This window comes from Litchfieldia alkalitelluris (assembly GCF_002019645.1).
GTDB lineage: Bacteria > Bacillota > Bacilli > Bacillales > Bacillaceae_L > Litchfieldia > Litchfieldia alkalitelluris.
Map to the genome: position 1 here is coordinate 1,222,892 of NZ_KV917374.1, position 26,287 is coordinate 1,249,178.

Here is a 26,287-nt window from a genome sequence, read left to right on the forward strand (position 1 = left end):
AAAGAGTGGTGTGATAATGTTTAAATGGCCAAATAAACAAGAGAAAAAACCAAAGTTGATTGAAGAGGTTCATAATATATTTAAGAAATCAACCGATTTTTTATGCTATCACAGCACTGAAGCTGTAAGTCCATATTGGATCTATTATCAAAAATCACTTGTCGATTCAAAAAAATTACATGAAATGATCTTACCATATTTACAGTATTATCCTACTGAAAAGGCAAAGGATATTAAGAAAATAATACCAATTGAAGGTATTATCATAACGGACAATATTGATGAGATCAAAGAGAAAGTCATGACAGGTTTTGTTATGGTCCAATTAAGTAAAAAAGACCGTAATTGTGCTTTAATAAGGGCGGAACTTCACGAAACCCGAAGTGTAACAGTGCCAGAAGTAGAATTTAGTGTACTTGGACCTAAGGAAGCATTTGTGGAATCATTAGATACAAATCTGAATCTAATCCGAAAACGATTGCCCATAGAACAGTTGAGAGTTAAAGAAGTAACTGTCGGTAAACTCTCGAAGACTCGAATTGCGGTATTATATGTTGATCATATTGTGGATAAAGAAAATGTACAAACGGTTCTTCAGAGGCTGTCAGATATTGAATTCGACCACATCAATGATAGTACATATGTTAGTCAAATGATGGCTGATAATCATTCCTCACCATTCCCACAGCTTCTTGGTTCAGAAAGGCCGGATCGGGTCGTCTCTATTTTGGTTGAAGGAAAAGTAGCCATTATTGCTGATGGTTCTCCACAAGCGATGATTGGACCAACAACCTTGGTTGAATTCTTCTCTTCCTTTGAAGACTATTATTTAAATTGGTACATCTCATCGTTTTTTAGATTAATAAGGTTTTTTTCTGTTACATTTTCTCTTCTCGTAACACCGCTTTATGTCGCTGTATTAAGCTATCATTACGAATTAATTCCGAGAGATTTGATGAGTACACTGATCACTTCTAGAAGAGAGGTACCTTTACCGCCAATATTAGAGGCAGTATTCCTTGAACTTACAATTGAATTACTAAGAGAGGCTGGAGCGAGACTTCCGACCAAAGTAGGTCAAACAATCGGTATCGTTGGAGGAATCGTAATAGGAACAGCATCTGTTGAAGCTGGTTTAACGAGTAATGTACTTTTAATCATGGTCGCACTCGCTGCACTTGCTTCATTCACTACACCAATTTATAGCATGGGTAATACGATAAGGCTAATTCGTTTTCCGTTTCTTCTTTTTGCTGAGCTTTGGGGGTTACTAGGTATTGTCTTATGTTTTTCATTCATGCTCACCCATCTTCTTCGATTAACATCATTAGGAAGACCATACTTAGAGCCAATGTATCCGTTAAGGCTCAATGACCTGAAAGATTCACTTGTGCGTTTTCCTTTTTCAACTTTATCAAAACGTCCAGTGTTCACTGGAGATAAGAATAGAAGTAGGTTCAATCAGAAACAGGCTCAAGAGAAGAAAGATATTGATGAGTAGTGTGTTTTAAGGAGCTGTTACAATGGTTAAAGAAAGATTTTTAATATCACCACACTTGGTTTTTTTTGTCATATCTTCTTCACAAATAGGCATTGGGGTTCTTGGATTCCAACGAATTATTGCAAAAGAAGCAGGCAAAGATAGCTGGATGGCAATTCTCTTAGCAGCACTTTGTGTTCACATTATTGTTTTTATTATGTATCGAATGTTAAAGGAGTCAAAAGGAGATCTGATAAGTATTCATCAATTAACCTTTGGTAAATGGATGGGTAACGGGTTGAGCCTGTTTTTTATTGTATATCTGGTTCTTAAGTCTATTGCTATACTTAGGTCATATGTTGAAGTCATACAGGTATGGATGTTCCCAGAACTAAATTTATGGGTTTTTAACTTATATTTTCTTCTATTAGTGATTTATATTGTTACAGGTGGATTCCGAGTTGTGGCTGGAATTTGTTTATTTAGCATTATCCTACCTTTTTATTTAATCTTTTCAATTATGTTTCCTATTGAGTTTTCGAGTTTTCGAAACTTAGTACCACCCTTTACTCACTCAGTCGTTGATATTTTAAAAGCTACTAAGTCAATGTCCCTAACAGTGATTGGGTTTGAAATTTTATTGCTAATTTATCCTTATATAAAAAATCCAGAGAAATCAAAAAAATGGGCTCACTTAGGTGTGATGTACTCAACTTTTATTTTTTTGCTTACTGGAGTTGTTTCCCTAATATTTTTTAGTGAAGGACAGTTAGAAAAAATGATATGGGCAACATTGTCAATGTGGAAAATCGTTGAAATACCTATTGTCGAAAGGTTTGAATATGTAGGAATTACTTCTTGGTTGATTCTAGTTATACCGAATGTATGCTTAGAACTATGGGCCTCGAGTCGGATAATTAAAAGAGTTTCCTCATTTAAACAGAGACATGCTCTTATAGTGTTAGCAGGACTCGTATTAATCTGCTCTAGTCTTCTAACAACAAGGACTCAAATTAATATGGTGAATGACATTGTTGCTCAAATAGGTTTTTATTTCGTGTTTTTTTATATTCCATTTCTGTATGTACTATTTTTGGTTGTACAAAAAGTGAGGAAAAAACAATGAGAACTATAGTCATTGGAATGGCCTTTTTTATACTCGTGGTAGTAACCTTTACAAGTGGTAGAGTTGAAAAAGAAATCGTTGACGAGATTAACATAGCTACTGCGATTGGCATTGATGCAGCTAAAGAAAATGAAATTAAGGGAACAGTAGTAATACCCGTATTTTTAGCTGATCAGAGCATTGAAAATGCATCGTTTGAGGGGAAATCAGTTTTAGCCCGTGAAGTTGTTAATGAACTTCAAAATAAATCGGCGGATCCATTAGTTACCGGTGGAATAAGGGTAGCATTATATGGTGAAGAAGTGGCTAAAAAGGGAATCAATGAATATGTAGACGCACTGCAAAGAGATGCTAGTATTGGTTCAAGGGTGTTTTTAGCTGTTGTTGATGGTGAAGCAAGCGAAATACTAACTAAAACACTAGGTAACCGTGGGACTGGAACATATTTAAGAGATATGTTAAGCCATAACATGAATAGACGTGATTTACCTGAAATGAATCTCCATTTATTTGTGTTCCGCTACTACACAAAAGGGATGGACCCGTTTTTACCGTATATAAAGCTTATAGAAGATAAAGTAGAGATAAAAGGGCTTGCTATTTTTAAAGAAGAAAAAATGATTGACGTGGTTGATCAAGACAATCTCTTTTTCTTTAAAGCATTGGTACAGAATTTTGGCGAAGGAACTCATACAGTTTATTTAGAAGAAGAAGATGAATACGCATCTATAAAAAGAATCGTTTCTAAGAGGAAAATAAAGGTAGAAGAAGTTAATGGAGATCCAAAGGTAACAGTACAAGTTTATTTGCAAGGTGTATTAAGTGAGTATTCTGGTAGAAAAACTGACGAAGGAACAGTTCAAGCAATTATTTCAGAATTGGAAAAAGAGATTATATACAGATCTGAAAAACTGATAAAAAAATACCAAAAAATGAATGCAGACCCAATAGGGATAGGATATTTTGCTCAAAGTACTTTACGTGGTTTTGATGAAGAAAAATGGAGGAATGGATATCCTGACGTGGAAATAAAAGTTGAAGCAGAGGTAGACTTGATTCAAACTGGTATAATAGAGTAACAATTGGTACAATTTAGCATAGGAGAAATTCATAAAAACAAAGGATTGGGGAAATGCTTTTTATTATCTATTTGTTATTGCTAATTGTACCAGTAACTAACCTTTTCCACGAAATGGGTCATGCTTTGTGTGCAAAGCTTTTTAAGTTAAGTGAAATACATATAGGAATAGGAACAGGAAAGTTGTTATATAGGTTTAAAATAGTGGGAATTGTTATTAACATACATATGTTGTATTTCATAGGTGCATATACAACCAATGAGGGTTCTACAAATGAGATACCTCAATGGCAAAAAGGCCTCATTTCTCTAGGTGGACCTTTTATAAATATTGTTATTTCCATTATTGTATTGCTAGTAACTACACAGGAAAGTATGTTCTTTGAGTTGTTTATACTATTTAATCTGTGGGTAGGTCTTATGAATTTGTTGCCTTACAGAATAAAAAAACGAGAATCAGACGGTCTTATATTTTTAAAATCGATGCTACACGAATTAAAGGCTATTAAAACAAAATAAGAGGTGTATGTTTTGAAGTATTTTATTGTCACTGGGACCTCACGCGGTCTTGGGAAAGCGATAACTGAACAACTCATTGCAAAGGATCATACGATATTTTGTATTTCAAGAAAACAGAATAACGAACTAAAAAATCTTGCAAGTAGTCAGGGCATTCCATTATATTATTTTTCATGTGATCTACAAAAAGTTGAAGAAGTCGAGCGGGTTATGGAGAAAATCTTTACAACAATTGATTTTTCAAGTGCAGAAGGAATTTACTTGATTAATAATGCAGGTGTGATTCAGCCTATTAAACCAATCGGCAAAGCAACATCAAATGAAATCGCTACGAATGTCCAAGTCAATTTAATTGCTCCGATGATTTTATCAACATACTTTATCCAATATACAAGTAATATTAATACGGTGAAAATGATTATAAATATATCATCTGGTGCAGCGAATCGACCAAGTGTCGGTTGGGCAACTTATTGTAGTTCAAAATCAGGATTAGATATGTTCACTAAGGCAGTTAGTATCGAGCAGGAAAATGTAGCAAATCCTGCAGTGGTTATCTCTTTTTCACCAGGTATTATGGATACGGATATGCAAGCAGACATACGTCAATCAGATAAAGACGATTTTGCAGAGTTAGAAAAATTTGTAGAATTTGAACAACAAGGACTATTGAGGTCAACAGAAACCGTTGCAAAAATTTTACTTAACTTGGTGTTCAATGGATTACCTGTTAACGGGAAAATTTATGATATAAAAGAAATGATCTAAAAAACGAGCCTTGAGGTTAGTAACTAGTTTCATAGAACAAGAAATGTGGGGGAATAAAGATGGCTAAAACAATAAATGTTGGTGTGATAGGTTTAGGAGCAATAGGGGAAAGGCTGATTGGAGCATTTTCGCAGTATCCGGAGACAAGCGTAGTTGCTGTTTGTGATACGATGACGGAGCGAGTCGAGGCGATGACTAGTAAAGCTGATGGAGTTAAAGGCTATACAGATTACAATGAAATGATTAATGAAACAAACTTGGATTTAGTTTATATTGCAGTTCCACCGAAGTTTCATCATAAAATTGCTTTAGATGTGATTGAAAAGGGTATACATATTTTATGTGAAAAGCCTCTTGCTAATTCGATTGAAGAAGCAAAAGAAATGATGGACAAAGCCAATGAAAAAGGAATTACACAAGCGATGAATTTTCCTTTAAACTATAGTCCTGGTGCGAACACGTTTAAAAAGCTAATTGATGAAGGTTATGTTGGGGAATTACGAAGAGTAGAACTAACTATGCACTTTCCACAGTGGCCGCGATCTTGGCAACAAAACGATTGGGTGGCAAGTAGGGAACAAGGTGGTTTTGTTCTTGAGGTGGGTGTCCACTTTATCCAACAAACTCAGCGCATCTTTGGTTCCGTTAAGCCAATTCAAAGTTTGTTAGAGCTACCAAGTGATCAAGCGAGATCAGAAGTTGGAATTTTTGCTAATCTTGAATTAGAAGGCGGTATTCCATTCATCATAAATGGTCTAAGTGATATCGCAGGTGATGAGAGGATATCATTTACTGCTTATGGCACAGAAGGAACTCTTTCTTTAATTAATTGGTCTGCAGTTGAAGGTGGAAAACTGGGAGAGTCAATCAAACCGATAGAAATGGTTGACCAATCAGATAGCCTTATAAGTAATATTGTAAAAGCTCTTAATGGAGAGAAAGCAGAGCTTTATGACTTTGCAGCTGGATATGAAGCGCAGGTTGTTTTGGAGAAGTTGAGAAATAGATAGGTAGTTAATGATTAGTGGCTGTTCCGTTGAGGGATGGCTACTTTTTTTATGAAGATTAAGAGGCAGCGGGAAAGTGACGGGGTCTGGCGTTGAGACAGGAAGTTGGTTTCTTCAGGTGTTCGTCTGTTGCATCAACTAACATGTAGATTGGATTATCACTAGTTTAAGTTGAACTTCAACCTGACAGTATTATTGCAATATTGCTGAATGAATATAATTTGTTTGTTAATTGATTTTCATTTACCGCTAGAGTAATAATACGTTCTCAAAATTGTAAACTGGTAAATGAAAATGATTTTCAAAATCATTGACTTCACAAACGACTTAAAATAGACTTATATTTATAGAAAACATCAGCAGTGGGGTGAGCTTAACACTTGTATAAAATTATTCAAGTGTTAATGAAGAGAACAAGAAGAACCACTTAACAATTAGCTAGGTTTTCCACGGGTTACTATCGGATTCCTAGTGAGTGCTAGCAATGAGATAGTAGCTGATAGCTTACCGTGGAGTCATTAGACAATCACTTGCATCGCCAGAACGTATTATCCTAACATGAGGAGCTTTTGTTGCGTTTGTATCTTTTTTGGGGAATTTTAGTGATAAAAACAATTCTTTTACAGTAAGTATACAGTGGTACCTTTAGCTGCATTTTTAGGTGTTTACGACTAGGGTTTATAATATATCAATTTAGTTAGCAAATATATGAATTACCTGGTTTGATTACGTATTAAACTTGGAAAATGGATTGATTTAACACCAGCAGTCATTAATTCTAAGTTGCGCATGCATCTTTTTAGCTCTGATATTTATTTAAGGGTATTTGTAATGATTGCCGATTTATTTGGCAGAACGGTCACTCCACTACACATTCCAGCAGGGGTGTTCACAGCAGGAATAGGTGCACCTTATATCATTTATTTATTATGTAAAAAGCCGAAATTTCTAAATAGAGGGAGGGAGTTAATGATATGCATGCATTGGAAACAAAAGATCTGAAATTATCATATGGTGATTCTTTAATTATAGATGAGCTAAACCTTCATATTCCAAAGGGTGAAATTACCGTTTTTATTGGAGGAAATGGTTGTGGAAAGTCGACGCTATTACGTTCAATGGCGCGTTTACTTAAACCTCAGCAGGGGTCAGTCTTACTAGAAGGGCATTCCATTTCTAGGCTCGCGACAAAAGAAGTTGCAAAAAAGTTAGCGATATTACCACAAGGACCGATAGCACCCGAGGGACTAACCGTCCTGCAGTTAGTCAAACAAGGAAGATATCCTTATCAAAGCTGGTTAAAGCAATGGACTGAAGAAGATGAGAGAGTTGTTAACAACGCACTTCAATCAACAAGAATGGAAGAGTTGGCTGATAAACCAGTTGATTCACTTTCAGGGGGTCAACGCCAAAGAGCATGGATTGCGATGACATTGGCACAGCAAACTGAGATCATTCTACTAGATGAACCAACAACATATCTTGACATGACTCACCAAATTGAAATATTAGATTTGCTATTTGAACTTAATGAAAAAGAGAAAAGAACGATAATCATGGTATTACATGATTTAAACCTTGCATGTCGATATGCTCACCACATTGTTGCAATTAAAGATAAGAAAATATTTGCAGAAGGAAAACCAGAACATGTGATTAATTGTGACTTAGTTAAGAATGTCTTTGATATGAATTGTGAGGTTACCATTGACCCCTTATTTGGGACTCCTTTATGTATCCCACATGGAAAAGGACGTTGTATTTTAAATAGAGTGGGTGTGTAAGAAATGAAGATGAATCTTCTAAAAGAGGAAATTGATCAGTTAAAACAATATCGTTTAGGGGAGGCTTCTTTGAATATGGATTCTATTGTCCAATTGGAGGATCTACTAATTAAGGAAAATCTAGTCGCCTTTTTGACTGATATCAAGGAAAGTATCAATGCTCCAGACCTTTTAGTGGCAGGATCGATGTTTGCAAAAAGATATGGTTTTTTTGCAGTATTATCCCTATATTCAATGACGATATTAAATAAACGGTTAAATACTTCGATTAATAATGTGTTATTGGATGTTAATCAAAAGGGTGATATTTGGCTACCTACATTTATTTTTGAAGATACAGCCGTCGAGTCAACTGATGAGCAAAGGATCGCATGGCGTGATGAGACTATTCATGGAATCTTTAATGAACACATAGATGTTGTGGTTAAACAATTGGCTTCTGTTTCAAATCTTTCTAAACAGACTCTTTGGGAAAATATCGCAATATATATCTTTTGGTTTTACGAACGGTTACTTGAAGAAAATGGAGACTTTGATGAAGTGACAAAAGCGAGAATTCAAGATGATTTCTCGTATGTTGTAACGGAGGCGAAGTCCGACTTGTTTGGTGCATATCGTAAAAATCCTCTTCAAAAATTTTATCATAAAAAAGTAAAGCTGGAAGTTACCGACCAAGAAATAAGGGTTCGCTCTACGTGTTGTTTGTACTATAAAACAAATGCAGAGCAAACCAAATGTACTACATGTCCACTGCAATTTAAAAAAGCTGCTATTTAGTGATAAACTGATATCAGTGTGTGTATCCTTCCTTTACCAATAAGATGAAAGGGGGAGAGTGAATTGGAACAAAAGCTAAAAGAACAATTTAATGGTCTGTTAGAAAAATACACGGAATTAATGGTAGGGAAAAGTGATCCTGAGTTAATTGAAAAGGTTCAAATGTGGGCACTTTATTCCCATATTGCCAAATCAATGCCACCACTTGCAAAGCACTGGAATGAGACATATCCTGATGCGAAAGATGGAATGAAACAATTAGTTAATGAAATTAAGGAATTAAATGAAGAACACCGCGCGAAGAAATGAAGAATCTTTTCTGAAGGATTTGTTTTATTGAGCTAATTTAAAGTAAATGTAAGAATAGATTAGAATGGTCGGGAAAAAGCCAAACTACTTGGTTTAACGGGTTCGGATTTCGAATAAAAAAACTAACCTCTGATTTTTTATAAGGGGAGTTTTTCCCGTTAGCCTGCAGAATTGGGCTTGGTTAGGGTGATATAAGGGAAGTTTTTCCCGTTAAGTCAAAGCAAAATGGTCCATTTTAATGTTTTTCGCGTAAATAGGGAGAATTTTTCCCTTTATTTACTCTATATTTGGTGCTATTTCCTCAATAAGAGGAATTTCTTCCCTTATTTTTGTAGCTTATTTGCTGGCAACTTTTGTAGATTTGTAAATCGCTAACCGGTGCTTATATTGGGATGAAAAATGCTTGAAGCATATGTCTCCGAGCATTTTTTTTCGGATTACTTGCCATATTGCTTTTTAATTTTGGTGCGAATTACTATAGAAAAAGCAATGTTAATTCATATTTCACTTCAAAACAAAACCAGTTATACAGGTTTATAGCGTTTTTTTTATAAACTCTAAAGTTTATGTGAATAGCTTAATAAAAAGGGAGATAGCGAAAAAGTTGCTATCTCTTTTGTATGTAAAAATAAAGAGGGATGGCATCGCTTTCACGAAACCATCCTTAACTTTATATACTGTTACTGTAACATTCCATTCCCGTGGTTTGGAAATTGGGTCGTTGTATAATTGTAGAATTGTTGCTGCTTTTTTTGTACCTTTTGAGGTTCTTCAGCTTCCAATTTATACCAGCCATTTTTATACATGAGGTTGAATAATTGGCGCTGGCAGTCTTGAGTTTCATTGAAAATTTGACGTACGTCTTGATAAAGAGCTTCGTGACTCATCTCATTGAGTGCTGTGCAATAAGCATCTGTCATGTACTTTTCAGTTGCAAGCATGTCATTTAAGAAATCACGATCATTCATATCGGGCGTTTTTGGTACGGTTGACTTTGGGTTTTTAATCATGCTTGAGTTTTGGTTTTGTTGCATAATAAACCTCCTAACTTGAAATTATTGTTGTTGTTGTTGTTGTTGTTGTTGTTGTTGAGATTGAGATTGTGTTGGTTGGTTTGTTGGGTCTAAATGACCTAGAATCGTGCGATAATGACGCTCATGCATTTCACAAGCCTGTTGCATTGCTTGACTAATCTCAGGAATCTGACATTGGCTTTCTAAAAAGTGAGCCTTTTTTAACGCCGTAAGATTCCAAGACATCATATCAGTAAGATATAAAACATCCTTGGTTGAAAGAACTTGTGGCGGCTGAGACTGAATATTTTGCTGATTTTGCTTCATTGTATTCGGAATTGTTTGCTGATTTTGCTGATTTTGTTGTTGTCCTTGCATAGAAACCCTCCTATGTAAAAAGTAATTCTTTACTATCGTTCCTTAAATGAACCATACTATTCTCTTTCTTTTTGACAAAATGAGTAATATCTCGACAAAATTTTTAGTAACTAATATTCAAGGAGTTTGATTGGTGATAAAATGAGGGTATTATTCTACAAAAATATATATAAGTCTTATTTGGGGAAATGGGGGCTTACTGATGGAACAATTAATGAGAAACTTCTTTTTATTTTTATCAAAAAATAGGCCGTTAACAAAAGTAGCGAAAAAATACGGTCTAAGATTTGGTGCAGCCCGTTTTGTCGCAGGTGAAACAGTACCATTAGCAGTAAAGACGATTAAAGAATTAAACCAAAAGAACTTAGCTGTAACTTTGGATTATTTGGGAGAATTCGTTGACAATGAAGCCGAAGCTAATGAAATGGCTGATTACTCAATCAAGGCTATTGAAGCAATTGGTAAAGACAAATTAAATGCGCAGCTATCTTTAAAGATGACCTCAATGGGTCTTGACATCTCAGAAAAGGTTGTTATGCATAATATGCGTAGAATCCTAGAAGCAGCAAGAAAACATAATGTATTTGTGACCATTGATATGGAGGATTATTCTCGCTGTCAAAAAACAATTGATGTTTTCAAAGAACTAAAAAAAGAGTTTGATAATGTCGGTACGGTCATTCAAGCTTATCTTTATCGAACAGTAGCTGACATGGAGGATCTCAATTCATATAAACCCAACCTTCGTCTAGTGAAGGGAGCTTATAAGGAGTCCCCTGAAGTTGCCTTCCCGGATAAGAAAGATGTAGATGAAAATTTCAAAAAAATCATAAAAATGCATTTGCTGAACGGAAACTATACGGCAATTGCTACTCATGATGATGAGATGATTGAATATACAAGGCAATTAGTAAAAGAAGAAAACATTAGTAAAGATCAGTTTGAATTTCAAATGTTGTATGGGATTCGTCCGGAGCGACAAGAGCAATTAGCAGGAGAAGGATATACGATGAGAGTATATGTGCCATTTGGTAACGATTGGTATGGTTACTTTATGCGCAGATTAGCAGAACGTCCGGCTAATGTTGCGTTTGTATTGAAAGGGATTATTAAGAAATAGTCTACCGTAAAAAAGTGGATTAAACTTTCCATTCGCTGCGATCCATGCCCTTTCCGCGGGCGGTACGGTGAGCCTCCTCGTCGCAGGCTCCTGCGGGGTCTCACTGTACCCCGTGTATCCCGCAGGAGTGGCATTGCTCTCCGCTCATTCCAAGTACTTGATGAGCAAAAAACTATTTTCATACTTCATTGTGCAAACTAAATTGCAATGAAATACCTCCAAAGCTTTCTATTGCGAAGGTAAAAAAGTAATGTCACGGCCTTAGAGGTCGTGACATTACTTAATTAAAAGTCCTTTTGAGTTGAATCTGAACCGTATTGTTGGTTGGTTGTTTGAGTTTTACCAAAATGCTCTCTTGTATGTGGACCAGCATTTCCTTTTACACTTGCTGCACTAACAGCAGCTTTCGATGGGTTTTTATCTCGCTTTGCCATTACAAATCACCTCCGTTTTTAGAATCACCATTTACCTTGGTTTCAATTCTGAGGATTAGAATGATCTGAATTTTACAGATAAGTCGAAAAAAAATGAACTATTTATTGCATAGATTTGTAAAATTAGATATATTATTAGTAAGAAATCATATCTGAAAAGCGGATATTTTTTTAACCACAAAATGAATGAGTATTCATTCAAAGTTCAAAAGGGGGAAACGATGAATGATCCAGCGTATTAAGAAGGCTGCTGTTCTAGGTTCGGGAGTCATGGGTTCAGGGATAGCTGCACATTTAGCGAACATTGGGATACCCACATTATTACTAGATATAGTTCCTAAGGATGTAACAGAAACCGAAAAAAAGAAAGGGCTTACAATCGGTAATAAGCTTGTTAGAAATCGGTTAGCAGATACAGCGCTACAAAAATTATTTAAGCAAAAACCTGCTCCATTAACTGCGAAACATAATGCGTCATTGATAGCGACAGGTAACTTTGAAGATGATATGGAAAAGCTTTCAGAGGTTGATTGGATTATTGAAGTGGTTGTAGAAAACCTTGAGATAAAAAAGAAAGTGTTCGCAAAGGTAGATGAAGTTAGAAAGCAAGGAAGCATTGTAAGTTCAAATACATCAGGGATCTCAGTCGAAGCAATGGCTGACGGACGATCCGAAGATTTCAAAAAGCATTTTCTTGGTACTCACTTCTTTAACCCTCCTAGATACTTAAAATTACTTGAAATCATACCAACGAAACATACGGACGAAAAAGTGTTAAGCTTCATGAAAATGTTCGGAGAAGATGTACTTGGAAAAGGTGTCGTGTTTGCAAAAGATACGCCAAACTTTATTGCAAACCGGATAGGGACATATGGTCTCCTTGTGACACTTAGAGAGATGCTAAAAGGAGAATACAGTGTAGGTGAAGTGGACTCTGTTACTGGGCCACTTGTAGGTCGACCAAAGAGTGCCACCTTTAGGACATTGGATGTAGTTGGCTTAGATACGTTCGTTCATGTTGCTAATAATGTTTATCAGCAAGTTGACGGGGCTGAAAAGGATGTATTCGAAGTCCCTGGGTTTATGAGGCAGATGCTTGAAAAGGGCTGGATTGGCAGTAAAACAGGTCAAGGATTTTTCTTGAAAAAAGGAAAAGAAATCCTTGAGCTAAATCCAAAAACTCTAGAGTATGAACCACGTAAGAAGTTATCATCACCTTCAATTGAAATGAGCAAGCAACAAAAGGGTCTTGCTAACAAAGTTAAAACACTTATTTATGCAAATGATCGCGTTGGTCAGCTTTTATGGAATATTACAAGCCCAACACTAGTTTATTCAGCTGCACTATTGGGAGAAATCGCTGATGATATTGTTGCGATTGACCAAGCGATGAAATGGGGATTTGGTTGGGAATTAGGGCCGTTTGAAACCTGGGATGCAATTGGTTTAAAACAATCTGTCGAGCGACTGAAGAGCGACGGTATCGAGATTCCAAAGTGGATTGATGAAATGTTAGCCTCAGGGTTTACATCCTTTTATAAGAGGGAAGGTTCTAGCATTTCCTATTATCAAAATGGAGACTATGTTTCATTACAACAGAATCCAAAGAATATTAATATTAAGCGCTTAAAAGATGAAAAAGGTGTGATTAAAAAGAATGGTGGTGCTAGTTTAGTTGATTTAGGAGATGATGTTGCATTACTTGAATTCCATTCACAAAGTAATTCAATTGGACCAGACATTCTCCAAATGATTAACTACTCCATCAATGAAGTGGATCGCAACTTTAAAGGGCTTGTTATCGGGAACCAAGGTAAAAACTTCTGTGTAGGTGCAAACCTTGCAATGATCTTGATGGAAGCTCAAGATGATAATTATTTTGAAATAGATATGGTTGTACGACACTTCCAACAAGCGATGATGAACATTAAATATAGTGCAAAGCCTGTAGTTGCTGCACCGTTTGCAATGACACTTGGTGGAGGGGCAGAAATTTGCTTGCCTGCAAGCGCTATTCAAGCATCAAGCGAGACATACATGGGACTAGTGGAAGCAGGTGTTGGTTTGATTCCTGGTGGTGGTGGTAACAAAGAATTATACATTCATCATTTAGAAGGAATGGCAAATGGAGTAAATTATGATTTACAAAACGTTGCTAATAAGGTCTTTGAGACAATTGCTACAGCAAAGGTATCTACATCAGCAGAAGAAGCGCGACTAAATAACTTTTTGTCGGCAGATGATGGTGTGAGCTTTAATAGTGAGCATTTATTACATGACGCAAAACAAAGGGTAATTTCCTTGTATGATACTGGATATAAAGCTCCTGTCCGCAAGAAAATTCCAGTTACCGGAGAATCTGGATATGCTGCACTTTTATTAGGTGCTCAGACAATGAAATACTCTGGATATATTTCAGATCATGATTTAAAGATTGCTGGAAAACTTGCAACTGTAATCTCAGGTGGAAAAATTTCATTTGGTACAGAAGTAGATGAACAATACTTACTTGACCTTGAACGTGAGGCCTTCTTAAGTCTTGTTGGTGAACCAAAATCACAAGCAAGAATGCAGCATATGCTCGTAAAGGGTAAACCATTACGTAATTAATGCCTTATTTTTTAATAGATTACAAGAAAAGCTCTAGTAAACTCTAAAAACGAAAAACAGGGGGGAATATTGTGAGGGAAGCAGTCATTGTTGCAGGGGCTCGAACTCCAGTAGGAAAAGCAAAAAAAGGCTCACTAGCAAGTGTTAGACCCGATGATTTAGGCGCCTTAGTCGTTAGAGAAACATTAAAACGAGCAGGAAATTACGAAGGGAATATCGATGATTTAATTATAGGTTGTGCGATGCCTGAGGCGGAACAAGGGCTAAATATGGCTAGAAATATTGGTGCACTTGCAGGGCTTTCACATACAGTTCCAGCAATTACAATTAACCGTTATTGTTCTTCAGGGCTTCAATCAATTGCTTATGCGGCTGAAAAAATTATGTTAGGACATTCAGATACGATTATTGCGGGTGGTGCAGAATCAATGAGTCTTGTCCCAATGATGGGGCATGTCGTTCGTCCTAATGCAAAACTTGCAGAAAGTGCTCCGGAGTACTATATGGGAATGGGACATACTGCTGAGCAGGTAGCAATAAAGTATGGAATCAGTCGAGAGGATCAGGATGCATTTGCAGTGCGGAGTCATGCTCGAGCGACTGCTGCAATCCATGAAGGAAAATTCGTAGATGAGATCATACCAGTTGATGTAACTTTTAGATCGGTGGGACCGGATCATAAGTTGAAGGAAAAGAATTTTACCTTCTCAACAGATGAAGGCATTCGGGCCGATACATCTTTGGAGGTTTTATCTAAATTACGACCGGCATTTTCGGTGACTGGATCGGTTACAGCTGGAAATTCTTCACAAACAAGTGACGGTGCTGCAGCTGTAATGGTCATGGATCGTGAAAAAGCTGAAAGTTTGGGCTTAAAGCCATTAGCAAGGTTTAGATCATTCGCAGTTGCTGGTGTTCCACCAGAAGTGATGGGAATCGGACCGGTTGCAGCCATTCCAAAGGCATTAAAGATGGCTGGCCTTGAACTTTCTGATATAAATCTGTTTGAACTTAATGAAGCGTTCGCTTCACAATCATTACAAGTTATTCGTGAGCTAGGCCTAGATGAAGATAAAGTGAATGTAAATGGCGGTGCAATCGCTCTTGGTCATCCACTTGGATGTACAGGTGCAAAGCTGACACTTTCACTTTTACATGAATTACACCGACGACAGCAGCAATTCGGTGTTGTAACAATGTGTATTGGTGGCGGAATGGGTGCTGCGGGAGTATTTGAACTTATTTAACCAATAAGAGGAGGATATAAATATGTCAAAAACGACTGAAGGTTTAGTTAAAGGTGGAGCATTCTTAATCGAGGATTTACAAGCGGATCAGATTTTCACACCAGAGGATTTTAATGAAGAGCATATCATGATTGGAAAGACGACTGAAGATTTTATCAGTGGAGAAGTAAAGCCACATATTGAAGAAATTGAAAATCATAATTTCGACATTTCCGTTAAGCTTTTAAAACAGGCTGGGGATTTAGGTTTATTAGGGGTAGATGTCCCTGAGGAATATGGTGGATTGGGGCTTGATAAAATTAGTTCTGCCGTAATTACAGAAAAGTTTTCTGGTGCTGGTGGATTTTCTTTATCATATGGAGCGCATGTGGGGATTGGATCTTTACCAATCGTTTTATTTGGAAATGAAGAACAAAAACAAAAATACCTACCATACTTAGCGACCGGGGAAAAACTTGCTGCCTATGCGTTGACTGAACCTGGTTCTGGTTCAGATGCTTTAGGTGCGAAAACAACAGCGAAATTAAATGCTGAAGGAACACATTATATCTTAAATGGCGAAAAGCAGTGGATTACAAATGCCGGATTCGCTGATGTATTTGTTGTTTATGCAAAAGTGGATGGTGAGCACTTTACAGCATTTATTGTTGATAGGGCTTTCTCTGGTGTTTCAACTGGACCTGAAGAAAAGAAGATGGGAATTAAAGGTTCTTCAACACGTACGTTAATTTTGGAGGATGTTGCTGTACCTAAAGAAAATCTCCTAGGGGAGCTAGGAAAAGGTCATATTATTGCTTTCAATATTTTAAATATCGGTCGTTATAAATTAGCTGTTGGTACAATTGGTGGTTCTAAAAATATCATCGAATTGGCTGTCAAATATGCGAATCAACGTCAACAATTTAAAACGCCGATCTCTAAATTTACTCTTATCCAGGAAAAGCTAGCGAATATGGCGACAAAAACTTATGCGATGGAAAGCTCTGTATATCGTACGGTTGGTTTGTATGAAGACCGTATGGGACAATTAACTGACGAAGAGGTAAAGGATGGCAAATCGATCGCTGTAGCTATTAGTGAATATGCAATTGAATGTTCATTAAATAAAGTGTTTGGATCAGAGACCCTTGATTATTGTGCGGATGAAGGTGTACAAATTCATGGTGGATATGGATTTATGGCTGAATATGAGGTGGAAAGAGCTTACCGAGATTCACGTATTAATCGTATCTTCGAAGGAACGAATGAAATTAATCGCCTATTAGTACCTGGAACGTTCTTAAGAAAAGCATTTAAAGGTGAGCTTCCTTTATTACAAAAAGCACAGGCTCTTCAAGAGGAATTAATGATGTTAATGCCAGAAGAAGTTGGAGACGGAGTGTTAGAACAAGAGAAATATCTTGTTAAAAATGCCAAGAAAATTGGCTTGCTGATTGCTGGTTTAGCTGTACAGAAGTATGGTAAATCACTAGAAAAAGAACAGGAAATTTTAGCTAATATTGCGGACATTGTGAGTAATGTATATGCGATGGAATCAGCAGTACTAAGAACTGAGAAAGCCATTAATAGAACTGGCTTTGAGAAGAATAGTCAGAAGGTTTTATATACTCAAGTATACTGTCAAGAAGCTTTTAATGAAATTGAAGCACATGCCAAAGAAACATTAATTGCGACAGAACAAGGTGACGCACTAAGAATGATGCTTTCAGCATTACGTAAATTTACTCGCTATACACCAGTTAATGTGATTGCTAAAAAACGTGAAATCGCAGCAAGTGTAATAGAAGCAGAAAAGTTTACAGTGTAAATAAAAAAATACTTTGAAAAGGTGCTTATCTAAAAGGTAAGCACCTTTTAGTTAGACGTTTTTATAAAAGGAATGCTTCTTATAAGTTAATAAGCATTATTTATAAACAAAATTCTTATAAGTTTTAGTTTGGATATTATGAATTGGACAAGGCATATGTTAAAATAAAAAATTAGAGTGGAATGTTTTGCTAAGAATGGGGTGAGGTTATGGCTTTAACATTTTATTGGTATCCAAAATGTAGTACATGTCGCAATGCAAAAAAACTTTTAGAAGAGCATAATATCTCTTTCGAGGAAGTACACATCGTCGAACAAAATCCGTCACGTGAGGTACTAGCTGACCTTTATCAAAAAAGCGGATTTGAGTTAAAAAAATTCTTTAATACGAGTGGACAAAAGTATCGAGAACTAGGATTAAAGGATAAAATAAAAACTAGCACAGATGATGAACTATTAGATATATTAGCTTCGGATGGTATGCTTGTTAAACGACCACTTTTAACAGATGGTGAAAAAGTAACACTGGGCTTCAAAGAGGAACAGTATAAGGACACATGGCTTTAATAAAATTAAAAGATCGAACATCTTTTAATCATATAATTTACATAATCATGGAGGGAACATTAAAATGAATACACCAAAGGAATTACGTTATTCAGAAGAACATGAGTGGGTAAAGGTTGAAGGAGATCGTATCCGTATTGGGATTACAGATTTTGCTCAATCTGAACTAGGTGATATCGTGTTTGTTGAACTACCAGAAGTTGGAGATACAATTGAAGCTAATGAGCCTTTCGGAAGCGTAGAATCAGTAAAAACTGTTTCAGAGCTTTATGCCCCAATAAGCGGAAAAATTGTTGAAATCAATGAAGAGTTAGATGATAGCCCAGAGTTTGTTAATGAATCACCATATGAAAAAGCTTGGATGATTGTAATCGAACCATCCGAACCAAGCCAAGTAGAAGGCTTAATGACTGCAGAACAATATGAAGAAATGGTGAATCAAGACTAAGTTACTAATAAAAAAGGCTGTCCAAGAGTGTGTCGCACTTTTTGGGCAGCTTTTTAATTATAGTATTTTCTCAACTAGTCGATAAAAAGAGATTCTGATTTCCGCATCTGAGATAGTAAAGAGTTCACTTTTATCGGTTATGGCATCAGGTTAGGCACTTTGATCTACTAAATAGAGGGGAAAATTCCCCTTAATTTATTAATAACACCGAAAATAGCTTAAATAGACGGAGAAATTTCTTTTATTTGACTCTAAAAGCTTGGAAATAGATAGTTTTGGTTTGTATAGAGGGAAAAATTTCCCTTATTTCCCCCAAAACGAGCTCTAATCTTCAATTAACGGAAAAATCTCCGCTTATTTACTTTTGATCGTTAGTTGACAAAGGATAAGACATGAAAGGGAATTCAGTATAGCTACAAAATACAATAGATACTCAAATTGATGCTATGTGGAGACGCACGCTTCCTCCGATATTAGTAATTAATGTCATACCTTATATAGTTGTAGTTTGACGTAGGCACCGTTTTAAGAAGCTTCCCATTTTCGTCTATATAAAGCTCATACTCACGATATTCCTCCACAATATACCCGTCCTTAAGCTGTGTATCGACAAGTCTGTCTTCAAAAACCGGAATAATGTTCTCAAGCGCTTGGTCAGCTCCTTCATTAGCACCAGTTTCCTCCACTTCACCATTTGCTGAATAACTAGTAAGGAAACCAGATAAGGAGTCATTTTCTTCTACATGTGCATTCTCTAAATATGAGGTCACTCCAAATAAGAATAATAAAAACAGGATAGTAAATATTGTAGACATCGTTTTTGACAGCATAAAGATAACTCCTTTCCGTGTGGCGGTCACTACTCTATCTTACGCATGTCCTATCAAGTAATATGACTACCTTTATAAAGTTTGTGGAAATATTCGTTAGATTATCTTGATAGATAAATGCAAAAGATAAGTTTATCCTTCATTAAGAGGTGTTAAAAATGGTACTTGAAAAAAGACGTTTAGATATAACAGATCGCGTTGTAGGAAAAATAGGACAGAATCAAGTTGACTTATTTTTAGAAAATGAGCCAATCGGAAGAATGGTGACTACTCGTCAAGGAAATGAATATGAATTGAATAATGGATTCGAAGAGGAAGAAAGTAAAATTTATCAATTTGTAGATATTACTACGGGTCCTGATCAGAAATATGTAGATTGTGATGATGAAAATGGTTGGTGTTAAAGACAGCGGGTGACCTCTGTCTTTTTTCATAACCCTTTTCCTCCATAAGATTTGACTAATCTCTAATGAAAAACTAAATGAAACCTAATGATAACCATTAGCTGTGATATAGCATATCCTATTTTAAAAACAAATATGGAAAGGAATAATCAAAAAGCAAGAAGAATAATAATTTATAACGTTTTAGAATGAAAAACAGGGTGATTATATTGATTAATGAAGAAATAGAAAGGGTTTTAATCGTTGAGGGTAAATCGGATAAAAAAAAGGTTGAGGCAGTATTAAAAGATCAGATTGAAATCATTTGTACAAACGGGACAATTAGTATTTCAAGGCTTGATGAGCTAATTGAATATCTTTTTAACAAAGACGTATACATCCTTGTTGACTCAGATGATTCTGGTGATAAATTGAGAAAACAATTTAAAAGGGAACTTCCAGAAGCAGAACATCTATATGTCGATAGAAACTATCGGGAAGTAGCAACTGCACCAGAGCAACATATTGCCACCGTTCTTCTAGGTGCGGATATTGATGTTCACGCTGACTTTTTGTAGATACTTTTGTTAAAATGAATGTAACAATCAATTTTAACAAAAGGGGAATAGTAATGATTGAATGGAATAAAGAAGTTATCGAGTCAAACTTAGAACGGGGTGGTACAATCTTTATCTATTTGTATACACCCCTTTGTGGTACCTGCCAACTAGCAAAAAAGATGTTAGATGTTGTTGAACAAACAGTCCCTAACCTTGAAATAGGTATGTGTGACTTGAATTATTTTTCTGAGTTAGCTGAAAAGTGGGAAATCAAGAGTGTCCCATGTCTAGTTAAAGTTCAGGACCGAGAAATTGTTGAGCAAATTTACGCATTTCAGTCAGTACAATATCTCTACTCGATACTCAAGTAATCCAATCTCCTTCGGGGGATTTTTTTTTTGAATGGAAAGGTTCGTCTATTAAAACATTGGATGTGATAGACATTGGTTGACCTGAGATTACTAAGGAGATAAAGCGACTCACACTCCGCCCGCGGAAAGCGGGGAGATCGAAGCGAAGGGCACTAAGTTATTAACAGGACTTCCGGAATGCTTTCTGGAAAGTAATTGGAGCGCAATGATGAAACCTTTACCTAAATAATTCTTAATGAATTCATGTCAAAAAAAGAACTATTCTGTACTTTATCTTGCAATTTTAGTTCATTGATGTATGATATTTAGGGATTCGAAATAAAATTAATGAACTAAAATAGAGGTAAATTCATGAACATCGTAACTGAATGGAAACAACAATTTTCTTCATACAACTCAAATATAAAATTGTTTTTCATTACCAATATTTGTACACAAATTGGAATGGGAATTTTTATGGTTATCTATAATTTTTATATTCGTGAGTTGGGCTTTAACGAAAATTTGAATGGAAATATCATTGCAATGACGGCACTTGCTTCAGCAATTATATTAATACCGGCTGGTATCATTAGTGATCGCTTGGGAAGAAAAAAAGTCATGTTATTGGGAATTGTAACTACAGCTTGTGCATTAATGGCAAGAAGTATATTTGAAATGGAGTCTTTTTTGTTAATCGCTGCATTTATTGGAGGATTATCAAATGCATTTATTCAGGTATCTGCCATCCCTTGGTTAGCTGAAAACTCTAATCAATCCCAGAGAGTTCATTTATTTAGTTACCATGCAGCGACAATGATGGTTGCAAATGTAATTGGTAATGCTGCTGGAGGGTTGTTGACTGACACCTTTTCCATACTTCTTCAGATTCCACAAATATGGAGTATTAGGATTACATTAATCATAGCATCCATAATCTTTTTTATAGGGATATTACCAATTTTTAAAATGAGTGAACAAACGAAAGTAAAAGTCAATTCAATAAATAAAAAGAAATTCTCAATAAAAAAGGCATGGAATCAAAATAGAAAGCATTTCAAACTTATTGCCCTATTTGCGATTGCACAGTTAATCATCGGGTTTGGGTCAGGGCTCGTGATTCCATATTTAAATTTATATTTTGCTGACCGCTTTAACACAAATAATTCTACAATAGGAATCATTTTATCTTTAGGTCAAGCAGCAACGGCAATAGCGATGATCATTGGTCCATTAGTAGTTAAAAAAGTGGGTGAAGTAAAGGCTGTTGTTTATTTGCAGCTTTGTTCTTTGCCATTCTTACTATTAACCGCTTATACAGAAAGCCTTCTCTTGGCTTCAATTGGTTTCCTATTTCGACAAGCGCTTATGAATGCCGGTAATCCAATACAAGCATCTCTGATGATGGCCCGTGTTGATGATTCAATGAAAGGTTTCGCAAACTCAGTTAATCAAATGGTTTTCTCATTAGGATGGGCATTGATGGGACCTGTATCAACGTCCATAGTCGTTATATATGGGGCATATTGGGGTTATGCTTATGTATTCAGTATAACCGCAAGCTTGTACTTAATAGGCTCGCTATATTTTTATTTTATGTTCAAAGATCGTGCTCGAATGAAGCCTCAACAAACTTTTGCAAAGATTTCATGATATTGACATATTTCTCGGGAAATTTATACAAAAAGAACTAATAATTTCGTTTTATTAGTTCTTTTTTATAATAATAAAAATAAACCTCGGAAAATTATGTCGAACCTCTCTTTGGAGACTTGTTTGGCATTTATTATTAAGTATAAAACATTTTTTTGGATTTTTTGAAAGGGTTTTCTTATTTGGTGGGACAATTAAAATAAAAGGGAGCTCTCACAAGCTAGTCTTGATTATCTAAATATAATAATTGACAACCTATTTTTATTGTTATACAATCACCCTCGTACTTAAAAATCACATACAATCACATATATATTTACTCTTATTTAGAGAGGTGGAGGGATGTGCCCTATGAAGCCCGGCAACCGTCAACATTTGTTGAAATGGTGCCAATTCACACAAAGCGTTAGCTTTGGGAAATGAGAGAAAGGGAAAAACCATGCCTTTCTGCTCATATGTAGAAGTGGCATTTTTTGTTTGATTAGAAAAAATACATGTATTAATTTTCTGAGAGTAAACTAAACGTATTGTGTGTAGGGATTTGAAGGAAGGTGAAAAACATGATTAAATTGTCGAACGTATCAAAAATCTATGAATCGAAAAACAATAAGGTAACGGCAGTTAATGATATAAATTTAAATGTAAATTCAGGAGAAATATTTGGAATTATTGGATATAGTGGAGCTGGGAAAAGCACATTAATTCGATTATTAAATGGGTTAGAAACACCGACAAATGGAACGATTGATGTTGCAGGTCATAATATCACTAAAGCAAATTCAACGTCTCTTCGGAAAGCAAGAAGAGAAATTAGTATGATCTTTCAACACTTTAACTTACTATGGTCTCGAACAGTTCGGGAAAACATCGCCTTCCCATTAGAAATAAACGGAGTTCCCAAAAAGAAACGGCTACAAAGAGTAGATGAGTTAATTAAACTTGTGGGACTTGAAGGTAGAGAAAATGCTTATCCTTCCCAACTGAGTGGTGGACAAAAACAAAGAGTCGGGATTGCAAGAGCACTTGCAAATAACCCTAAAGTATTACTTTGTGACGAAGCAACCTCTGCACTTGATCCACAAACTACTGATTCCATTTTAGAATTATTAGTTGATATTAACGAAAGACTTGGTTTAACCATTGTTTTAATAACACATGAAATGCATGTTATCCGTAAAATTTGTCATCGTGTAGCAGTTATGGATAGTGGAGCTATTGTTGAACAAGGCGAAGTACTAGAGGTGTTTAAAAAACCTAAGCAACCGATTACTAAGCGTTTTGTCCAACAAGTCACCGAACCAGAAGAAACAAAAGAGACAATTGCACACCTGGTTGATCAATACCCAAATGGTAGAGTCGTACAATTAACTTTTGTAGGAGAAGCTGCAGAGCAGCCAGTTATTACACATATCATTCGTCACTTTGAACTTAATGTGAATATCCTCCAAGGGAAAATCTCACAAACACAAAATGGTTCGTATGGAACACTTTTCATTCATATGGATGGAGAGTTAACCGAAGTTGAACGAGCGATTGATTATATAAAAGAGCAACAAGTAGAAGTGGAGGTGGTAGCAAATGCTTAATGAGCTATTACCAGAGGTCAAATGGGACCGTGTAATTATTGCCACAAATGAAACCTTATATATGACAGTAATTTCAGTCTTAGTCACATTTCTCTTAGGAATTATTTTAGGATTGTTATTATTTCTGACGTCAAAGGGCAACATATGGGAGAATAAATTTTTTAATTTTGTTATAGCAGCAGTGGTGAATATCTTTCGTTCAATTCCATTCATCATATTGATTATCCTATTGATACCATTTACAAAAACAATTGTAGGAACCATTCTTGGTGCAGATGCTGCTCTTCCAGCTTTAATCATTGGAGCTGCGCCATTTTATGCACGAATGGTTGAGATTGCATTACGAGAAATCGATAAAGGTGTTATTGAAGCTGCTAAGTCAATGGGAGCTAGAACAAGTACGATCATTTTAAAAGTACTTCTTCCAGAATCAAAACCAGCATTAGTATCTGGAATAACTGTAACGGCAATCGCTCTAGTCAGTTATACTGCCATGGCGGGAGTAATCGGTGCAGGTGGACTTGGGAATCTGGCATATCTAGAAGGATTTCAACGATCTAACAATCAAGTAACAATTGTTGCAACAGCACTTATCTTGGTTATTGTATTTATACTTCAGTTTATTGGTGACATTGTCACTTCTAAAATAGATAAAAGATAAAAGGGGAGTTAAACATGAAGAAGTTTTTAAGTTTTTTATTCGTAATAGGATTAGTTCTTACTCTTGCCGCTTGCGGAACTGCTAATGAGGGTGAAGGTACAACTGGTGCAGGTGAGGAAACTGAAGATCAAACGGCAAAATTAGTAGTCGGAGCATCAAATGTTCCACATGCTGAAATCCTAGAACAAGTACAACCGATTTTAGCTGAAAGAGGAATTGAATTAGAAATCGTTCCTTTTCAAGATTATATCTTACCTAATAAGGCTTTAGCAGACAAAGAAATTGATGCAAACTATTTTCAACACATACCATATTTAAACTCGCAAATGGCTGAGAATGAGGAATATGATTTTGTAAACGCAGGTGGAATTCATATTGAACCAATCGGAGTTTACTCAAAGAAATATAAAAGTCTAGAAGAACTACCAGAAGGTGCTTTAATTATTATGAGTAGTTCAGTAGCTGACCATGGTCGTATTTTAACAATGCTTCAAGATCAAGGTGTTATTACATTAAGAGAAGACCTTGAAGATACTACTACTGCAACAATCGATGATATTGCAGATAACCCTAAAAACATTGAATTCAAAGCAGATGTAGAAGCTGCATTGTTACCACAGATTTATAATAATGACGAAGGTGATGCAGTATTAATTAACACAAACTATGCGATTGATGCTGGATTAAACCCAATGGAAGATGCTATAGCAATTGAAGGTCCTGAATCACCATATGTGAATATTATTGCAGTTCGCTCAGGTGATGAAACTCGTGAAGAAGTAACAGCACTAGTTGAAGTTTTACGTTCAGAAGAGATTCAAAACTTCATTTTAGAAAAATATGAGGGTGCGGTAGTACCTGTAAGTGAATAAAACAACGGTCTGGCTGTTTCAACAGTCAGACTTTTTTGTTTTAAAAAAATTATCATGAGAAGAGAGCATATTACGAATTTTTTGGACTCATACTAACGTAGAAAATTAAATTGAATGGAGTTGTCACGTATGGAGTTTGAACCACGCAATAATACTGAGGAAGCATTGCATGACTATAAACTAGGATTAGGAACTTTTACACAAAAGATGCCTGATATTGCTCACCATTTTAATGCATTTACCGAAGCGTGCTTCAAGGATGGAACGCTCTCACAAAAAGAAAAGCAGCTCATTGCTCTTGGGATTAGTATTTATTCACAAGATGAATACTGTATTATTTATCATACAAAAGGGTGCTTAGATCAAGGTGCATCAGAAGAAGAAATACTAGAAGCCATCGGAGTAACTGCTGCATTTGGTGGTGGGGCAGCGATGAGCCAAGCTGTTACACTTGTACAAGAATGTATTTCTGATTTGAACCAATATAAACAGTAAGTGAGCGTAAGGACTGACTAAATTTTAAAGTCGGTCTTTTTTAGTGTGAGAAATACATAGCATTTGGGAGGAATTCTAACAAAGAGGTTTCTATTTTATTTATATAGAAACCCAACAAGTTATGTGGAGGTATAACAGGTTTTCTCCTGATTGTGGTAAACCTATGGAATTGTTACCATTATTAATAACAATAAATAAGGAGATGAGAGTTCATTAATCATTTAAGAATAAACTATACGTCAGAATTGGAAAAAGCGATGTTTCAATCGCATGGGATTGGTTATGAGGAATATTGTCTGGATTTTGATTGTCGAATGGAAGTAGAGAAAAGTAGACAAGAAAATTATCAGCAAGAAAAAACTCTTTTATTAAAATTATCGAAAAATCTCACATGAACCATTAATATTATGGGAAACTATAGATAAG

General features: G+C 35.8%; 28 protein-coding genes and 1 riboswitch. Of the genes, 24 read left to right on the plus strand and 4 right to left on the minus strand.

Going from position 1 to position 26,287, the window contains the following annotated elements:
* Window positions 1-16 precede the first annotated feature (16 nt).
* The 10 genes from BK579_RS05545 (at window position 17) to BK579_RS05590 (ending at window position 8,848) form a co-directional block, all read left to right on the plus strand.
* Window positions 17-1,501 (plus strand): spore germination protein, encoded by a 1,485-nt coding sequence (locus BK579_RS05545; protein WP_078544123.1) that lies wholly within the window; start codon window positions 17-19, stop codon window positions 1,499-1,501.
* 22 nt (window positions 1,502-1,523) lie between these two features.
* Window positions 1,524-2,606 carry a GerAB/ArcD/ProY family transporter gene (locus BK579_RS05550; protein ID WP_078544125.1) on the plus strand — a complete coding sequence of 361 codons (1,083 nt, stop codon included), beginning with the start codon at window positions 1,524-1,526 and terminating at the stop codon, window positions 2,604-2,606.
* Window positions 2,603-3,685 (plus strand): Ger(x)C family spore germination protein, encoded by a 1,083-nt coding sequence (locus BK579_RS05555; protein ID WP_078544127.1) that lies wholly within the window; start codon window positions 2,603-2,605, stop codon window positions 3,683-3,685. Before BK579_RS05550 ends, BK579_RS05555 begins: the two co-directional genes overlap by 4 nt.
* Before the next feature lie 53 nt (window positions 3,686-3,738).
* Window positions 3,739-4,203, plus strand: coding sequence for a site-2 protease family protein (locus BK579_RS05560; protein ID WP_078544129.1), 465 nt, complete (start codon window positions 3,739-3,741; stop codon window positions 4,201-4,203).
* 3 nt (window positions 4,204-4,206) lie between these two features.
* The gene (locus BK579_RS05565) at window positions 4,207-4,971 is read left to right on the plus strand and encodes a (S)-benzoin forming benzil reductase (protein ID WP_235848352.1); all 765 of its coding nucleotides are present in this window, start codon (window positions 4,207-4,209) and stop codon (window positions 4,969-4,971) included.
* Window positions 4,972-5,030: 59 nt separating this feature from the next.
* Complete coding sequence (locus BK579_RS05570) at window positions 5,031-5,981, plus strand: Gfo/Idh/MocA family protein (RefSeq protein WP_078544131.1); 951 nt, start codon at window positions 5,031-5,033, stop codon at window positions 5,979-5,981.
* A 747-nt stretch (window positions 5,982-6,728) separates the two neighbouring features.
* The gene (locus tag BK579_RS05575; RefSeq protein ID WP_268876551.1) at window positions 6,729-6,980 is read left to right on the plus strand and encodes an iron chelate uptake ABC transporter family permease subunit; all 252 of its coding nucleotides are present in this window, start codon (window positions 6,729-6,731) and stop codon (window positions 6,978-6,980) included.
* Window positions 6,953-7,762, plus strand: a complete 810-nt coding sequence (locus tag BK579_RS05580; RefSeq protein WP_078544133.1) for an ABC transporter ATP-binding protein — start codon at window positions 6,953-6,955, stop codon at window positions 7,760-7,762. Before BK579_RS05575 ends, BK579_RS05580 begins: the two co-directional genes overlap by 28 nt.
* Window positions 7,763-7,765: 3 nt before the next feature.
* Window positions 7,766-8,539 carry a (2Fe-2S)-binding protein gene (locus tag BK579_RS05585; protein WP_078544134.1) on the plus strand — a complete coding sequence of 258 codons (774 nt, stop codon included), beginning with the start codon at window positions 7,766-7,768 and terminating at the stop codon, window positions 8,537-8,539.
* Between the two features lie 63 nt (window positions 8,540-8,602).
* Window positions 8,603-8,848, plus strand: a complete 246-nt coding sequence (locus tag BK579_RS05590; protein WP_078544135.1) for a YusU family protein — start codon at window positions 8,603-8,605, stop codon at window positions 8,846-8,848.
* A 680-nt stretch (window positions 8,849-9,528) separates the two neighbouring features.
* Here BK579_RS05590 and BK579_RS05595 read toward each other — a convergent pair.
* Both BK579_RS05595 and BK579_RS05600 read right to left on the minus strand, forming a co-directional pair.
* On the minus strand, window positions 9,529-9,882 hold the full coding sequence (locus BK579_RS05595; RefSeq protein WP_078544137.1) for a spore coat protein: 354 nt from the start codon (window positions 9,880-9,882) through the stop codon (window positions 9,529-9,531).
* A gap of 21 nt (window positions 9,883-9,903) precedes the next feature.
* Window positions 9,904-10,239 carry a hypothetical protein gene (locus tag BK579_RS05600; protein ID WP_235848353.1) on the minus strand — a complete coding sequence of 112 codons (336 nt, stop codon included), beginning with the start codon at window positions 10,237-10,239 and terminating at the stop codon, window positions 9,904-9,906.
* Window positions 10,240-10,441: 202 nt separating this feature from the next.
* Here BK579_RS05600 and BK579_RS05605 point away from each other — a divergent pair, with 202 nt between their 5' ends.
* Window positions 10,442-11,359: a proline dehydrogenase family protein gene (locus BK579_RS05605; protein WP_078544138.1), complete on the plus strand. Its 918-nt coding sequence runs from the start codon at window positions 10,442-10,444 to the stop codon at window positions 11,357-11,359.
* 284 nt (window positions 11,360-11,643) lie between these two features.
* On the opposite strand, the gene BK579_RS05610 is transcribed toward BK579_RS05605, so the two are convergent.
* Complete coding sequence (locus tag BK579_RS05610) at window positions 11,644-11,793, minus strand: YuzL family protein (protein WP_078544139.1); 150 nt, start codon at window positions 11,791-11,793, stop codon at window positions 11,644-11,646.
* A 228-nt stretch (window positions 11,794-12,021) separates the two neighbouring features.
* Between BK579_RS05610 and BK579_RS05615 the strand changes: the two genes are divergently transcribed.
* From BK579_RS05615 to gcvH, 5 genes are all read left to right on the plus strand, one after another.
* Window positions 12,022-14,403, plus strand: a complete 2,382-nt coding sequence (locus BK579_RS05615; RefSeq protein ID WP_204524773.1) for a 3-hydroxyacyl-CoA dehydrogenase/enoyl-CoA hydratase family protein — start codon at window positions 12,022-12,024, stop codon at window positions 14,401-14,403.
* 71 nt (window positions 14,404-14,474) lie between these two features.
* A complete protein-coding gene (locus BK579_RS05620) occupies window positions 14,475-15,650 on the plus strand; it encodes an acetyl-CoA C-acetyltransferase (RefSeq protein ID WP_078544141.1) in 1,176 nt (391 codons plus the stop codon).
* Between the two features lie 22 nt (window positions 15,651-15,672).
* Window positions 15,673-17,457, plus strand: a complete 1,785-nt coding sequence (locus tag BK579_RS05625) for an acyl-CoA dehydrogenase family protein (RefSeq protein ID WP_078544143.1) — start codon at window positions 15,673-15,675, stop codon at window positions 17,455-17,457.
* Between the two features lie 209 nt (window positions 17,458-17,666).
* Window positions 17,667-18,023 (plus strand): arsenate reductase family protein, encoded by a 357-nt coding sequence (locus BK579_RS05630; RefSeq protein WP_078544144.1) that lies wholly within the window; start codon window positions 17,667-17,669, stop codon window positions 18,021-18,023.
* 64 nt (window positions 18,024-18,087) lie between these two features.
* Window positions 18,088-18,471, plus strand: a complete 384-nt coding sequence (gene gcvH / locus BK579_RS05635) for a glycine cleavage system protein GcvH (protein WP_078544146.1) — start codon at window positions 18,088-18,090, stop codon at window positions 18,469-18,471.
* A gap of 473 nt (window positions 18,472-18,944) precedes the next feature.
* Here gcvH and BK579_RS05640 read toward each other — a convergent pair whose 3' ends face one another.
* Window positions 18,945-19,301, minus strand: a complete 357-nt coding sequence (locus BK579_RS05640) for a hypothetical protein (protein ID WP_078544148.1) — start codon at window positions 19,299-19,301, stop codon at window positions 18,945-18,947.
* 158 nt (window positions 19,302-19,459) lie between these two features.
* Here BK579_RS05640 and BK579_RS05645 point away from each other — a divergent pair, with 158 nt between their 5' ends.
* The 8 genes from BK579_RS05645 to BK579_RS05680 all read left to right on the plus strand — a co-directional run bounded on the left by BK579_RS05645 (window position 19,460) and on the right by BK579_RS05680 (window position 25,861).
* Entirely contained in the window at window positions 19,460-19,705 is a 246-nt protein-coding gene (locus BK579_RS05645; protein WP_078544149.1) for a YusG family protein, read from the plus strand.
* Between the two features lie 188 nt (window positions 19,706-19,893).
* Window positions 19,894-20,262, plus strand: coding sequence for a toprim domain-containing protein (locus tag BK579_RS05650; protein ID WP_078544151.1), 369 nt, complete (start codon window positions 19,894-19,896; stop codon window positions 20,260-20,262).
* A gap of 53 nt (window positions 20,263-20,315) precedes the next feature.
* On the plus strand, window positions 20,316-20,615 hold the full coding sequence (locus BK579_RS05655; protein ID WP_078544153.1) for a thioredoxin family protein: 300 nt from the start codon (window positions 20,316-20,318) through the stop codon (window positions 20,613-20,615).
* 351 nt (window positions 20,616-20,966) lie between these two features.
* Window positions 20,967-22,247 (plus strand): MFS transporter, encoded by a 1,281-nt coding sequence (locus tag BK579_RS05660; protein ID WP_078544159.1) that lies wholly within the window; start codon window positions 20,967-20,969, stop codon window positions 22,245-22,247.
* Between the two features lie 319 nt (window positions 22,248-22,566).
* A riboswitch (SAM riboswitch) is annotated at window positions 22,567-22,673 on the plus strand.
* 134 nt (window positions 22,674-22,807) lie between these two features.
* Window positions 22,808-23,833 (plus strand): methionine ABC transporter ATP-binding protein, encoded by a 1,026-nt coding sequence (locus BK579_RS05665; protein ID WP_078544161.1) that lies wholly within the window; start codon window positions 22,808-22,810, stop codon window positions 23,831-23,833.
* Complete coding sequence (locus tag BK579_RS05670) at window positions 23,826-24,494, plus strand: methionine ABC transporter permease (protein ID WP_078544163.1); 669 nt, start codon at window positions 23,826-23,828, stop codon at window positions 24,492-24,494. Before BK579_RS05665 ends, BK579_RS05670 begins: the two co-directional genes overlap by 8 nt.
* Window positions 24,495-24,508: 14 nt before the next feature.
* Window positions 24,509-25,366 (plus strand): MetQ/NlpA family ABC transporter substrate-binding protein, encoded by an 858-nt coding sequence (locus BK579_RS05675; protein WP_078544165.1) that lies wholly within the window; start codon window positions 24,509-24,511, stop codon window positions 25,364-25,366.
* 129 nt (window positions 25,367-25,495) lie between these two features.
* Window positions 25,496-25,861 carry a carboxymuconolactone decarboxylase family protein gene (locus BK579_RS05680; protein ID WP_078544167.1) on the plus strand — a complete coding sequence of 122 codons (366 nt, stop codon included), beginning with the start codon at window positions 25,496-25,498 and terminating at the stop codon, window positions 25,859-25,861.
* Window positions 25,862-26,287: the final 426 nt, after the last annotated feature.